This window comes from Pseudanabaena sp. lw0831 (genome assembly GCF_016584665.1).
Taxonomy (GTDB): domain Bacteria; phylum Cyanobacteriota; class Cyanobacteriia; order Pseudanabaenales; family Pseudanabaenaceae; genus Pseudanabaena.
Genome location: NZ_BBJB01000009.1, coordinates 16,796 through 31,024 on the forward strand (window position 1 = coordinate 16,796; position 14,229 = coordinate 31,024).

Sequence of the window (14,229 nt, forward strand, 5' to 3'; positions counted from 1 at the left end):
TGCGCCGCCATTCTCTTTTGGGCTGCACTATTGACGGACAGGTAAGCAGATTGTATTGGTGATTGTACAATTAATGCCTTTATATTTCTGGCAGACTTGTTTTGCGGTATTTTCGGCAGCAGTCATATCTTCTGCCCAGCCTGAGCCAGCCGCTCCATTAGAACTCTCCGCCAGAGATAGGCAGGCATTTTGCGCCCAGATTAACACTTGGCAATCTCCTGAAGCGGAAGAGCTTTCACATTCACTTAAAGCTCTAGTTTCGGCTGCTTTGCGAGAAGGATAGTTCCAAGAATATCCTTTGGCTTGAGTCGATGGGGAACGCGCGATCGCACCAAAACTTGGCTTAGTGGGATTGGTAGTTGCAACTACAGGCGGAGGCTCTGGAGCCAATGTCTCTGTTTCAGTCGGTTCTGGACTTGGTGAAATAGTTGGCGAAGCAGTAGGGGAACTTGTTGCTTCTTTTGTGACTTCAGTTTGAGGAGTATTATCGGCAGGGCGGTTAGTTAGTTTTGGGAGCAGAATTGCTGTGGCGATCGCTGCCGAAACTGATATCACTCCAGTTAAAATGATCCATACAAATGGTTGGAATCTTGAAAAAGCTGGATTAGGAGCCGTGACTGTGACATGGGGAGTTGTGACTGGAGCCTGAGGTGATGTTGGGACAGGAGGTTGGGGTGTAGTTGGAGCAGATACTGGAACAGTGACTCTGTTTGTATTCGTAATTATAGTTGGCGATGTATCTACTGAGGGTGCTGGATAAGCGATCGCTTCCGTTGGTGCAATATTATTACTGATGTTGGTGGCACAAAGAGATTGAATCGCCTGTAAAGCTTCGATCGCAGATTTATAACGCTGACTAAAATGATAAAACACCATGTTTTGTAATACTTCCGCAAAAGCATCGCTAACCTGTACGCGATCGCGCCACAAAATTTCGCCTGTATTGGCATCTTCTTGCAAGCTATCAGGAGCAATTCCTGTGAGCGCTTGAATTCCAATCATACCGACAGCATAAACATCACTGCTGAGTCGAGGTTTCCCCCTTGCTTGCTCGCTGGGCATATATCCTGGGGAGCCTATGCTTACCGTGACACCAGTATTTCCCTGCGTGTCAGTGCCTAAAGCGGTGATGTCTTTAACAGCACCAAAGTCAATGAGGACAATTTTGCCATCTTGCTGACGGCGCATAAGGTTCGCAAGTTTGATGTCGCGATGGATGACATTATTCTGATGGACAAAGGATAGAACTTCTAAAATTTCCAGCAATAAAGTAATCGTGGCACTTTCTGATAAGCGCTGCCCAATGGGAATCTCGGCAGAGAGGCTATGCCCTTCCACAAATTCTTGCACTAAAAAAAATTCATTGTTTTCTTCAAAGTGCGCAAATAGCTTAGGGATCTGTGGATGAGCATTTCCCAATTTGTAAAGATACTCCGCTTCTCGTTCAAATAGGCTTTTGGCGATCGGCAAAACATTTGGGCTAGTATCCTTGGGCTTGAGTTGCTTGACAACACAGGTGGGATGACCTGGCAGATCTGTGTCTTGAGCCAAGTAGGTATCGCCAAACCCTCCACTTCCGAGGACTTTGAGGATTTGGTAGCGATTCCTTAATGTTTTGCCTACGAACATAGTTACCTTCCAAGTTACAGATCTTTTAGACTGAGGCTTTTGTAGATAGATATGAGCAATTCATGAATTGCTCATATCTCTACAATCAAATGGGATTGCTATAACTTTAAGCTTAACAAACAGAGTTATGATTGAACCATAGCTTTAGCCATTCTTAAAACCAAAAGATGAGAGGCGGCGCATCGCGCCGCCTCTCATCTTTTGGGCTTTGATTTGTATTACAGCTATACTGTGCTGAATTAAATGCTGAATTTAGATATTGAATGCAAAATAAAAAAGCGATTGTATTAGGGGTCTCTGGGGCATCAGGCATGATTTATGCTGTGCGATCGCTCAAATTTTTATTGAATAATGATTACAACATCGATCTGGTGGCTTCTAAGGCGGCGATGATGGTTTGGCAATCAGAAAATGATATGGCGATGCCGAGTAATTTGCGATCGCAAGAACAATTTTGGCGCGATCGCAGTGAAACTAGCGATGGCAAGCTAATTTGTCATCAATTTGCCGATGTGGGAGCAACGATCGCTAGTGGTTCATTTCGGACATTAGGAATGTTGGTGATTCCTTGCAGCATGGCAACGGTTGCTAAAATTGCCCATGGACTAAGCTCAGATCTATTGGAACGAGCTGCCGATGTACATCTCAAGGAAGGAAGAAGATTGGTGATCGTGCCGCGTGAAACGCCATTAAGCTTGATCCATTTGCGAAATCTCACCACCTTAGCGGAAGCGGGAGCAAGAATCGTACCAGCAATTCCTGCTTGGTATCACAACCCTCAAACGATTGAGGATTTGGTAGACTTTGTGATCGCAAGGGCGCTGGATCAACTGGATATTGAAGCAGATTTAATCCAGCGGTGGCAAGGTAGAATGCCCTCAAATATTGTCATTGGAGAACCAGAACTATGACCAGATCGCGTTTTTCACAAACTACAAATGCTGCAAATAAGAAATCATCGGGCTTGCTCGCGATCGTACAGCTTCTGATCTTAGGGCTTGCGATCACCTTACTAGCGGCTGTCTTTGTCCAAAATTTACAACCTGCGGTGCAGATTTTCTTTTTAGGACAAAAGACGGTCGAGATTCCCTTAAGTGTTGCCATGTTAGCAGCATTTGTTGGCGGTGGATTTATAGCATTTGTGATTAATGCGATCGCCTCTTGGCGACAAAATTCATTAATTCGTCGGGCAGTGATTGCGTCGGGATCTGCTAATGACACAAGAGAACAGGTCAATGCCGAAAAATTCCAGCCCAAGGAAGAATTTGTTTCGGATGATTATGGGGAGGAAGAATACGAAGAGGAGGAGTATGAAGAAGAAGAGGAAGAGTACGAAAATGATGATCCTGACACAGTTCCCTACGGCAATCGCCCCAACATGAAATCTAAAAATTCTAATCAAATTAAGCGCGATCGACCTCCCCTTGACGCAAAATTCATCAAATAAACCAAACCCAAGATTTTTGTTGAGAATGCTGATTTGCAGCATTCTCAACAAAAATCTTGGGGCTTATTTCAGAGCAGAGCGCTGCAATTAAAGACTAATGAGCTTTTATCTACCAATATTTTTGCTGTTATTGATCGGATTGCGATGCATCTTTTGGCTATTTGCGCCGCCAAATCCCGATGAAGCTTACTATTGGTTGTGGGGGCAACATTTAGACTTCTCTTATTACGATCATCCACCTTTGCAGTCATGGTTACAGGGATGGATAACGTCATGGTTTGGCAAATCTCTACTTACATTGCGATCGCTAAATCTTGTTACTAACAGCGTCTTTTTTTATACCTATTACTGCATTCTCAAATATCTCTATGGAGATCTTGCACGGCGTTATATTTGGTGGGTGATTCTCGCCATCCTTGCTTCACCTTTATATAGCATCATGCTTTCTTTGGCATGGCATGACCATTTAGCGATCGCTCTTAGTCTGGTCGGTGCATACCTATGTATTCGCTTTCTTGATGAATATTTAGCAAATGGGAAGGGCGCAAACTGGCGGCTATATGGCAGTGCGATTGCTCTCTCCCTTGCCCATATTACTAAATATAATTCGCTGTTTATGACATTGGGTTTATTGACTGCGATCGCCACGCATTCTCAATTAAGAAGATTATTTCAAGATATACGATTGTGGTTATGTATTTGCCTTAGCGTAATTGCTTTTCTGCCTATATTTTATTGGAACTACAGCAATAATTTTTTGTCATTCCGTTTCTATGCAAATCGCAGTGTCGATAGTGGCACATTAATCATGCGATTGTTAGAACCATTGGGCTTTATTGGGATTTCACTATTAATGCTTTCGCCATTTGTCGCATGGCTGATGTGGGAAGGTTTTCGCAAGGTAAATGGACTATACAAAAGAGTTGCGTTGTGGACATTTATAATTCCCACAGGTTTATTGATGGTGATTTCTCTGTTTTCTACAGCCCTCTATTATTGGAATATTCATGCTTATTTACTTCTATTTCCCTTGTTCCCTTTAGCTTTAGCGGATTTCCCTCACCCCCCAGCCCCCTCTTCTAGTGGGATAGGGGGAGAGAATCTGAAAATTTTTTATGGAATGGGAGTCTTTGGACTATTATTTGCAACTCTATTTGTCTGGAACTCTTGTATATTCCCTATCAGTGCCGTATTTGGTCAAGATGGAGATCGAGATGGGCGGATGATTTATGGATGGCAAGAAGTTGCAACGGAAGTGCAGAAAATTAGCAAGACTTTACCAGAAACCCCCCTGTTAATCACCTCTGACTATCGCTCGGCGGCAGAGCTTGCCTATGAGATGCAAAACCCAATTGTGACCGCAATTTCTAAACGAATTAGTCAATTTACGATTTGGAACTTAGAGAATGCAGAGAAACAGAAGGGTAAAAATGCAATTTTGATTTCCGATCAATGGTATCCCCTTACCGATGAAGCGATCGCGCATTTCGATCGGGTCACCCCGATTAATAATGTGGCGATTTCTAGATTTGGAGTGTATCTGAAAACTTATGAAATTGCGATCGGGCAAAATTACAAACCATAAGAAAGGAGGTGACGCATTGCCCCGCCTCTTTTCTCTATGCTTAACCTGGCGGCCATGTAAAGGTGCGATCGCCTAAAACATGAATATGTAAATGGAAAACGCTTTGCCCTGCTGCTACGCCATTATTGGTAACTAGACGAAAATCAGTTAAGCCTTCTTGAGCCGCTACTTTACTGGCCACAAGCAATAAATGTCCTAGCAATGCTTGATCCTCAATTGTTGCTTCTGAAAGCTTAACAATGGGCTTTTTAGGAATGACTAGAAAATGTACAGGAGCTTGCGGATTGACATCGCGGAACGCAAGTGCGAGATCATCTTCATACAGAATACTTGCAGGGATTTCTCGCTTAATAATTTTGCTAAATATAGTTTCGCTCATTTTGAGAACCTCTAGTTTCTTATAGTTATTATGAGCGACGCTTTGTGCCGCCCATAATAATCTTGTTTTTTAGCGCTATTGTGACGCAAAGCGTCGCAATAGCCACAACTTATTTACAATTCGTTCTTTGCTGAGCCTGTAAATACAAGAGTTGCGGGGCCAGTCATCAAGATGCGATCGCTTTCGGCTGACCAGTTGATTTTGAGATCGCCTCCAGGCAGATTGACAGTACAAATGCGATCGCAAAGATCGTTTAAAACACCAGCAACCACCGTCGCACAAGCACCCGTACCACAAGCTAGAGTTGCTCCTGCGCCACGTTCCCATACACGCATTTTCACATAGCCGCGATTAACGACTTCCACAAATTCTGTATTTGTCCGTTTTGGAAATACAGGATGATGTTCAAAAAGAACGCCAATTTCAGCCAAAGGAATAGTATCGACATCATCAACAAAGGTCATGCAGTGAGGATTTCCCATACTCACCGTCGTGACATTCCAAGTCTTACCACCAACCTCAAGCGGAAGATTGACAACCTTGCGATCGCTTTCACCCAAAGTCGTAGGAATCTCGGCGGCGGTCAAAAATGGTTTGCCCATATCCACAGTTACCTGTCCATCCACATCCATTTGTGGCACGATCAAACCTGCACCAGTTTGGATCTGATACTTACCATCATTAGTTGGGATATCCAAATCCTGCATGAACTTAGCTAAGCAGCGAATTCCATTACCACACATCTCTGGCTCAGAGCCATCGGAGTTAAAAATCCGCATCCGATGTTCGCCATTTGCCTCAGTCAGCAGAAAAATGACTCCATCAGCCCCAATACCAAAATTGCGATCGCACCATTTGACAGCCTGCTCAGAGGTGAGAATTGGTTCGGCACTGTGACGGTTATCGATCAGGATAAAATCGTTACCTAAGCCATGATATTTACTAAATGCGATCGACATGGATTAATTCAATATATTTTTGAATATTATATCGATCTGCGCCGCAAATCTCTTGCTATAGCCACTTGTTTATTGGAAATGACTGCACTACGCGCCGCCATCTACTTTTTACAGTTTTCAGTTTGCCATGAACTGAATCAACGTAACTGATAATGTTACAAGAAGATTTTAGTGCTGATTTTTATCTCTAAGCATAGGCATTTTGTACCGATATATTACACAGAAAAACATTATGACAGTTGAATTTCCGTCCTTTACCAATACTTTATTAGCTGCCAAAAAATCTAAAGGCTTAAGCTTTGCTGACCTCGAAAAGTTAATTGGACATGATGAAGTTTGGATTGCTTCTCTTTTTTATGGTCAAAATAGCACTAGTGTTGAAGAAGCAACCACAATCGCTGATGCACTAGGTCTGGGTGAGGATATCGTAGCCGCTTTGAGTTCCTATCCTAGCAAAGGCTTAGGGGCAGTCGTGCCAACCGATCCATTGATCTACCGCTTCTATGAAATCATGCAGGTCTATGGCTATCCGATCAAAGAAATCATCCATGAGAAGTTTGGCGATGGCATCATGAGCGCTATTGATTTCACGCTGGACATTGAAAAAGTAGAAGATCCTAAAGGCGATCGCGTCAAAGTAACGATGAACGGCAAGTTCCTACCTTATAAAAAGTGGTAAAGAATAAAGAAGGCGGGCAAAGCCCGCCTTCTTTATTGCATTAATTCAATCGGTAATCCATCAGGATCAGCAATAAAAGCAACTTGATAGGTGCGATCGCCTATAGTTTGCTCTCTCGGCGGCAATAATAATTTGACTTTCCCTAACTTGTTAACAAGATCTTGCAAAAAAAGCTCCAAATCTTCCACATGAAACGATAGGTGATAGTAACCCACATAATGCTCATCACCAAAAGGATTAGGGGCATTCCTTGGCTCAGGAACTTGCATGAGTTCCAGATTAGTCCCAGCACCATGCATCCAACAAGCCAGCGTAATCCCCGCAGTAAAGCGCTCAGTTACTTCAAAGCCTAACGCTTCGTAAAAGGCGATCGCCTGAAAAATATCCGCAGTTTTAATCGAAGTATGGTGATGCTGCATAGTCTTCTTATCTGTAGGAGAGTGCAAAGCACTCTCCTACACTTTTTTGGGTTTGAATAAAGAATCTTTGGTGACGCACCAGACGAAATGAGGAAGCGAGAGCATTCTCTTCCATCGCCAAGGCTCTTGATAGAGACGATATAGCCACTCTAGATGATTTTTGCTAAACCACTCAGGAGCGCGAGTTTTTGTGCCAGCCCAAATATCAAAACTACCACCTACGCCAATCCACACCGCATTGGGACTAAGATGTCGATATTTCTGAATCCATAGCTCTTGGCGCGGTACACCTAAACCGACAAGAATCAGCTCTGGTTGAGAGCTTTGTAACTGCTCACAGACTTGCTGCTCAAGCACATCATCAAAATAACCATGATGGGTTCCCGCGATCGCAATATCAGCCCATTTTTGCTGCCAAATATCGACAACATTATCGACAACATTTGGAGCACCACCAAGCAAAAAGATCCGCCATTGTTTTTTAGCCGCAATCTCCACAACTTGCTCGGATAGCTCAATTCCCGGACAGCGATTAATTTTTTCACCTTGCGATCGCAGGTACAGCACAATACCAGCTCCATCTGGTACAACTAACTCAGCGTTTTGAATGACTTTAGCCAAATCAGAATTTTTACGAGCCTGCATTGTCATTTCTGCGTTCAACGTCACAACATGAGCGCCTTGATTAGCTTGTAATTTTTGGACAAGCCAGTCTCTATAGTTTTCATGGATATGAACGGGCATCCCAAGCACAGCAAACTCACGCAAAATAACTTTCTCCAAATACTGCGTAGTCATCAATTTATCATTTTATTACGACCGAATGTATAGCGGCTTTTATTTTGCCGTAGGCAAAATAAAAGCTTCAAACTCTTACAGCGCAAAGTGTTTTATGGTGTAGTCGTCACAGTCAAAACCTGTGGTGGGGTGGCATCAGCAGGATAGAGAAAATCAAACTGGACGACACGGCGATCGCTTGGGGGCATCGTCAAGGTCACCAAAGACTTCCCACGTTCCCCACGCCGCATCATTAAATGTACATAGCGCGATTGGGCTAAGCCTCTATCATCACGAAATCTGACCCGAACCGAACCTCGAAAAAACACATCATCAGGTAATGGCTCAAAAAATTGTAAACCACCAACAGGTTTATCATATTTGATCGGGTTTTGGAATGAGAGCGTGACCGTTTTCGTTTCGTTAGTTGGATTATGCAGAGGTAACGTCAAGTTATACTGCACGCCGTAATTACCATGAGCAGAATAGGCGGTGTCAGGATATCGCACTTTCAACGGCGCAGTTTGGACTTGACCTGTGCCCATAGTGCCGTACTGCAACAGACTCAAGCCGTAGGAATAGGATTCACCAGATTTAGGGATAGCAAGATCGTTACTATCTTTATCTGTTAAATTTCCAAACCATTGTGAACCAAGCTGAACACCAGCCACCCGACTATATTCAAAGGCTCCTTCCGTTAAATCTGGCGGTGTTGGCACAACATCACGCGGTTTAGAAAGGTCTCCATTCTTGAGGATGTTTTCCCATTCTTCGAGATTGGGAGCGCGTTCGGTTCCATCAGAGTTAAGTCGAGCATAGAGCGCTAGAGTTGCGACATAAACCTTGCCATTGCTACGTAAACGCGATAACCCCGATCGCCCATTTAATGGTGGATCTAATTCTTTTACAGGAATTGGGATATTCATCAGCATCCGACTCTGCTTAGGTGGAATCACAATTTGAGCAGGGAAAATATCCTGACGGCGACCACGCAAAATATCGAGCATGGCGCGATCGCCAGGCCCGCGATAGGTTTCGCCATTATTATTGAGACTGTAGTTGGGTGCATCGTAGAATGGTGCGTCGGGCTGACTGAGATAGCTGGCTCCCAGCAAGGTATCAATGGTTACTGGCTGATCGGTTGGGTTATAGGCGATCGCACCAATATATAAAGTTCTCAAATCGACTGGTGGTGGTGCTTTAGAAATATGGTGCGTGAATAAATCGAAGCGTCCTTGAAAGGGAAAGTTTAAATGCGCCTTGGGATGAGCCATGCCTTCAGGCGGAAATGCTGACAGTAAAATCCCTTCTGTTTGGACAATTTCAGGACTATTACTATTAAACATCGGTACATCGTCAAGCTTGCCCATCAGAGGACGCATTTCTTGCGGTTCTAAAATGATTTGGCGTTGGTTGGCAGCTTGGGCAACCTTGCTAGTTGCGGGTAAGACTGGTGCAATAGGGGTTAATAACGACATTAAAAAAGCTGTCAACATAGGCTTTTAGCATTCAAAGGTTGAGGCAAGTTTATATGATAAACGCGATGACAGATCATTACGGTAGGGGCAATTCATGAATTGCCCCTACCGTGATTGTTTCCAAAATATACGTCTTAGTCAAGCTTGCCAAATACTGAGAATGGCTGCTGCGATTTTCTTGACGGGATCGATGAGGTTGGCGGCTTTGCTAATTACGCCTGTGAAGGCATCTAGCAAAACTGGCAACATTCCTTTCTTTTGAGCAGGTTCTTTTACTGACATTTCGCCAATTTGGTTGAGATATTCGAGTGCTTTTTGCTTTTCGGGTTCACCTAGTTCTTCAGAACTTTCCACGACTTTTTGGAGTTGTTCTAGGAGATCGGATAGTTGTGGTGCATCGGGTTGGTTGGTTTCGCGGAGTTGTTGGATGGTGTTGGTGACAGTGCCGCTAATGTCGCGACCTGCTACGCCTTGTTGGTCTTTGCCGCTAACGCCTAAGTTGTCTCTACCAACATAGGAAATATCGCCGCCGCCTGATTGGATTGATTTGTCTGACATGGGATCACCAAATTGGGAGTTGAGTGCGTAAATGGATTTTTGTTGTCCGAGTTGAGTAGTTTGATAATAAACCAAATTTTGTAGATATTGAGAGGTGGGGCGTTCTTCAAGTTTGGCTATTGCTACGGCTAATTGCTTTTCTAGTTCAAATCTCTCTAGTTTGTTTTCTAAGTCGATGCGATCGAGTTTTTGTTGCAGTTCCCATACTTTGTTGCGTGAAGCTTCCAATTGTTTACGCATCTCCTCATATTCTTGAGTGAATTGGGCGTGCATTTCTGCTTTGGGTGCATCGGAAACTGTGTTAAAGCGAACTAGTCTATCGCCATCACCGAGATCATCTACACCTTTGAGAGAAAGTCCCATTTGTTCGTAATCTTCGATCAAATTATTGAGGGCAAAGTCGAAGGCTTGAGCGTCAATCCCATTGCGGAAGAGGAAATCTAAGGTTTTAGTGAACTGGATTACTAACTTCTCAAAGTCACCTTGCTCAAAGGAACCACTTGCAGGTTTGCGTTCTGTTCTGTCACTGTCAAGATAGATGTGACTGCAAATGGTATCGGTAAAAATGGTTTCGGAAGTAATTGCCCAATTTTCGATACAAGCTCCTGAGAGATTAGCTTTGGAGAAATCGGTTTGAATGGCTTGTACGTTCCAGAGATTGGTGTTTTCGAGATCGGCTTGAGTGAGATTTGTGCCATTGAGATTAGCACCAGCTAGGATTGCAGCACGAAGGTTTACCCTAATTAAGTTTAATACTGAAAGATCGCTAAAGCTAAAATCTTCATTTATACCAATGCGGGAGATGCAGAGTTCCCTTACTTTTTGATTAGCAAGGTTGTCTGAGAGCTTACACCTCTTAAGGTGGGCATGAGTCCAATCAGTTTGATACAGTCTCGCATTTGTAAAAGAGCAGTTTTTCAAGATTGCTCCCATGAACTTTGACTTGGCAAGCGTTGCTCCTCTAAAAGAAGTTCCTGTCATATTGCAAATCATTTCAATTGCTTGCATTAAAAAGAGATGTGATAGGGAAAAGAAATGGAGTGCAAGGAAAGAATATCCAATCCCTCCAACTATATTCCCATTTATAAAATTCGTACCCGCAACCACAAATGCAATCGCACCCGCAAATATACACATAACAGCAAACGTAACAGCAAACATAACTGCTAAATCGAGCGCAGCCTCACCATCCCCAAGTGTAGCAAACCCCGCAACCGCAACTCCACCCGCTAATAAACCCAAAACAGTAACCATAGCAATAACCGAAACTGCAACCGCATCTGTCGAGAATGCATCCGCTAACGTGCCTGCTAAGGCAATTGCGCCCGTAACTGAGCTCGCAAACGCAAACGTACCTGCTATCGTACCCGCTAAGGCTAATGCACACGCAAACGCAAACATGATAAATATTTGTTTGCCGCTCTGTCCTGCTGTTACCCCAGAAAAGTCTGCCCCCTCTAAATTAGTATCACTAAAGTCACATCCCCGTATATCAGCCTTCCGAAAATCCGCACCAGCAAGGTCTTCACGCCCCTTAAAAGAGCGATTTCGTAAATCCTGATTAGAAAAATCTAGCGGCTGGGGCATAAGTTCACGATATCTGCTCTACATCAACGCATCAGCAAACATCTAAAATATTAAGGCTAAGTCTCGGAATTCGCAAAATTACAATTCAAATGCTTGCCATTACTTGATTCATCGATAGCGAAATACTGGGAAAAATATCAGAGGCAATGCGATCGCCTTCTCTATATACCTTCTCAATATAGGTTCCATTTACCAAACTTAAAACCGAAAAAGTCCCCAACAAAAAGTCCACAATCCAATATTCAGGAATTCCAAACTCAGCATATTCCTGACGCTTCTCGACTGTATCCACCGAGCGACAAGTTGGACTCACAATCTCAATGACCAGCAAACATGGCTCATGCAAAATATCTGGCTGATTTCCCAAGCCTTTCTTCTGTGTAAGAGTCATCACCAAGACATCAGGACGGCGTGTTCTTTTACCATTAAATATTTCAGTACTATTGACACGAACACAGTATGGATGATGAGAGTTATTTGTTTCTGATTGCAAAAAGAATGCAAAGAACATCATCAAATCATTATGAAATACAGTTGCTGGAGTTATTACGACTAATTCTCCATCGTTAAATTCATAACGCTTGTCAGTACCATCTTCATAGCTGAGATATTCCTCAAATGTTATTCTTTGCGCAGTAGTGACGGTCATAGATTTCCATCCTTGCTCTTGATTTGTGATTATTAAAGCGATCTTCTTTCTAAATTCTAAATCATATCTAATTCCCGAAAATTTGTGTCGTCAAGATCTTTCCGACCCTTATTAGTACCTGCTACCTCCCATCAAGCGATACAATCATTTACATAGTAGGTAACGAATCGCAAAGTAAAATTCATATTAATTTATGGCAGTAATTATTGATGGCAAAGCTCTTGCTAAGAAAATGCAAAAGGCGATCGCAGAAGAGGTCGCACAACTACAAACTCAATATGGTCGTCCTCCGGGGCTAGCCGTGCTGATGGTTGGTGACAATCCTGCTAGTGCCGCTTATGTACGCAATAAAGAAACCGCCTGTCATAAATCAGGGATTATCTCCTTTGGCAAACATTTTCCTGCTAGCGTCACGCAAGCAGAATTAGAGCAAGTTATTGATGAGCTAAATGCTGACGATCGCGTAGATGGCATCTTGATCCAGTTACCTTTGCCCGCAAATTTAGATGCGATCGCACTCCTAAATCGCCTCGATCCCGATAAAGATGCCGATGGTTTGCACCCAAATAACCTCGGTAAATTAGCGAGAGGTGAAGTTGGCTTGCGGAGCTGCACACCTGCGGGAGTGATGGAGTTATTAGCCTCAGCCAAAATTGATATTGCTGGCAAAAATGCCGTGGTGATCGGGCGCAGTATTCTCGTCGGCAAGCCAGTGGCTCTGATGCTGCTCGAAGAAAATGCCACAGTAACGATCGCCCATTCACGCACTAAAAATCTCGCCGAAATTACCCGCAAAGCTGACATCTTAATTGCCGCGATCGGTAGACCTGAATTTGTAACTGCCGAGATGGTCAAGCCTAACGCCGTGGTAATTGATGTTGGTATTAACCGCATTACCGACTACGAAGGCAAATCTCGACTAGTCGGCGATGTGGACTATGTTAGCGTTAGCGAAGTTGCTTCACACATTACACCTGTTCCTGGCGGTGTTGGGCCCATGACTGTGACGATGCTCTTGCATAATACGGTTTGGAGCTACAAGCAAAAGTTTGCCACTGTCTAAGATAGGCTCAATAGGCGATTCGGGGAGGTAAGGAAAGTAGGGAGTCCAGCAAAGTACTCAGCAAAGCTTTACCCCTCGTCTTAGCATTATGGACAAACTCAAAGAAGCTCAAATACAAAGGTAGCTTTTCTTGAGATATACCGCGATGAGGTCGTAGCCAAGAGCGCAAAAGCGACCAAAAGCCTTCCATCGTATTGACATGAACTTCACAAAAGCCATCATCATCTTCATCTCTGGCATATTCTCCCGCACCATGACAAACAGATTTGTGAGCATAGCCCCAATCTTGTAAAGGGTTGTAGATAGCATATTCGTCAGTGTAAACCATAGTACCAAGAGTAATCGTAGCTTTAATCAGAGGCTCAATAGTTCGTTGTTGCACGTTTTCTAACATGCGAATTACCACTTCACCACCGCGCTGAATCATGCCGAAGATGGGTGGTTTTTCTTTTTCAAGTGTGTCCCCCGCCCCCGAACCCCCTTGAGGCGATTACGCCTTCCTTTGCGCCCTTTTTTTTAACTTCTTCGGGTTTGCCTTTGTGTCCTGCTGTCACATATACCTCGTCACACTCGACTGAGCCAGATAAGTTTACTTCAGGCTTGCCTTGGTCAATACCTTCTCGCAATTGGGTGGTCATATCTTGCACCACATCCTTGTCTAGGTCTAGTTCTTGGGCAATTTGTCGATTCGAGAGATTTAATCCCATCAAATACAGACACAATATCCACATCCGTAGTGGTTGATGATGTCCTGCGAATATTGTGTCGGTTAGATCGTCAAAGTTGGCATTGCAAGTTTTACACTGGTAACGTTGGCGGGCAGGTTGCGTTTCATCTTTCCCACGCTTGATCACCTCTGAGCTTTTACATTTTGGACAGCATACTCCTCTTGTCCATCGCGTCTGACGCACTGTTTCGTAACATTTTTCATCATCGATTAGATGGGTTAAGTTCACACTCAGCATAGTGATCGCTTCTTTTGGTTTTCGCTACAATATTATCAATTTATTCCTTTCTTTC

At 43.6% G+C, this 14,229-nt stretch carries 13 protein-coding genes and 1 pseudogene; 5 read left to right on the forward strand and 9 right to left on the reverse strand.

Features of this window, described 5'->3' with window-relative positions; genetic code table 11:
• Positions 1 to 27: 27 nt before the first annotated feature.
• Positions 28 to 1,629 (reverse strand): DUF4189 domain-containing protein, encoded by a 1,602-nt coding sequence (locus tag APA_RS02150; RefSeq protein ID WP_201320682.1) that lies wholly within the window; start codon positions 1,627 to 1,629, stop codon positions 28 to 30.
• 263 nt (positions 1,630 to 1,892) lie between these two features.
• On the opposite strand from APA_RS02150, the gene APA_RS02155 reads away from it, so the two are divergent.
• The 3 genes from APA_RS02155 (at position 1,893) to APA_RS02165 (ending at position 4,661) form a co-directional block, all read left to right on the forward strand.
• Positions 1,893 to 2,540, forward strand: a complete 648-nt coding sequence (locus APA_RS02155) for a flavin prenyltransferase UbiX (protein WP_201320683.1) — start codon at positions 1,893 to 1,895, stop codon at positions 2,538 to 2,540.
• Entirely contained in the window at positions 2,537 to 3,076 is a 540-nt protein-coding gene (locus APA_RS02160; protein WP_201320684.1) for a lipopolysaccharide assembly LapA domain-containing protein, read from the forward strand. Before APA_RS02155 ends, APA_RS02160 begins: the two co-directional genes overlap by 4 nt.
• A 97-nt stretch (positions 3,077 to 3,173) precedes the next feature.
• Positions 3,174 to 4,661: a glycosyltransferase family 39 protein gene (locus APA_RS02165; protein ID WP_201320685.1), complete on the forward strand. Its 1,488-nt coding sequence runs from the start codon at positions 3,174 to 3,176 to the stop codon at positions 4,659 to 4,661.
• A 40-nt stretch (positions 4,662 to 4,701) separates the two neighbouring features.
• Here the strand turns inward: APA_RS02165 and APA_RS02170 are convergent, their stop codons facing one another.
• Together APA_RS02170 and dapF are read right to left on the reverse strand one after the other, a co-directional pair.
• Positions 4,702 to 5,040, reverse strand: a complete 339-nt coding sequence (locus tag APA_RS02170; protein WP_201320686.1) for a histidine triad nucleotide-binding protein — start codon at positions 5,038 to 5,040, stop codon at positions 4,702 to 4,704.
• A gap of 113 nt (positions 5,041 to 5,153) precedes the next feature.
• Entirely contained in the window at positions 5,154 to 5,999 is an 846-nt protein-coding gene (dapF, locus tag APA_RS02175; protein WP_201320687.1) for a diaminopimelate epimerase, read from the reverse strand.
• 232 nt (positions 6,000 to 6,231) lie between these two features.
• Between dapF and cynS the strand changes: the two genes are divergently transcribed.
• Positions 6,232 to 6,678 (forward strand): cyanase, encoded by a 447-nt coding sequence (gene cynS, locus APA_RS02180; protein ID WP_201320688.1) that lies wholly within the window; start codon positions 6,232 to 6,234, stop codon positions 6,676 to 6,678.
• A gap of 32 nt (positions 6,679 to 6,710) precedes the next feature.
• Here cynS and APA_RS02185 read toward each other — a convergent pair whose 3' ends face one another.
• The 5 genes from APA_RS02185 to APA_RS02205 all read right to left on the reverse strand — a co-directional run bounded on the left by APA_RS02185 (position 6,711) and on the right by APA_RS02205 (position 12,146).
• A complete protein-coding gene (locus tag APA_RS02185; protein ID WP_201320695.1) occupies positions 6,711 to 7,097 on the reverse strand; it encodes a VOC family protein in 387 nt (128 codons plus the stop codon).
• A 36-nt stretch (positions 7,098 to 7,133) separates the two neighbouring features.
• Positions 7,134 to 7,895 (reverse strand): WecB/TagA/CpsF family glycosyltransferase, encoded by a 762-nt coding sequence (locus APA_RS02190; RefSeq protein ID WP_201320689.1) that lies wholly within the window; start codon positions 7,893 to 7,895, stop codon positions 7,134 to 7,136.
• A gap of 92 nt (positions 7,896 to 7,987) precedes the next feature.
• Complete coding sequence (locus APA_RS02195) at positions 7,988 to 9,370, reverse strand: DUF3370 domain-containing protein (protein WP_201320690.1); 1,383 nt, start codon at positions 9,368 to 9,370, stop codon at positions 7,988 to 7,990.
• Positions 9,371 to 9,490: 120 nt separating this feature from the next.
• The gene (locus tag APA_RS02200) at positions 9,491 to 11,497 is read right to left on the reverse strand and encodes a pentapeptide repeat-containing protein (protein ID WP_201320691.1); all 2,007 of its coding nucleotides are present in this window, start codon (positions 11,495 to 11,497) and stop codon (positions 9,491 to 9,493) included.
• A gap of 85 nt (positions 11,498 to 11,582) precedes the next feature.
• Positions 11,583 to 12,146 carry a Uma2 family endonuclease gene (locus tag APA_RS02205; RefSeq protein WP_201320692.1) on the reverse strand — a complete coding sequence of 188 codons (564 nt, stop codon included), beginning with the start codon at positions 12,144 to 12,146 and terminating at the stop codon, positions 11,583 to 11,585.
• Positions 12,147 to 12,339: 193 nt separating this feature from the next.
• On the opposite strand from APA_RS02205, the gene folD reads away from it, so the two are divergent.
• Positions 12,340 to 13,209, forward strand: coding sequence for a bifunctional methylenetetrahydrofolate dehydrogenase/methenyltetrahydrofolate cyclohydrolase FolD (gene folD, locus APA_RS02210; protein ID WP_201320693.1), 870 nt, complete (start codon positions 12,340 to 12,342; stop codon positions 13,207 to 13,209).
• 7 nt (positions 13,210 to 13,216) lie between these two features.
• Here the strand turns inward: folD and APA_RS25650 are convergent.
• Positions 13,217 to 14,174, reverse strand: a pseudogene (locus tag APA_RS25650) (IS1595 family transposase).
• Positions 14,175 to 14,229 lie beyond the last annotated feature (55 nt).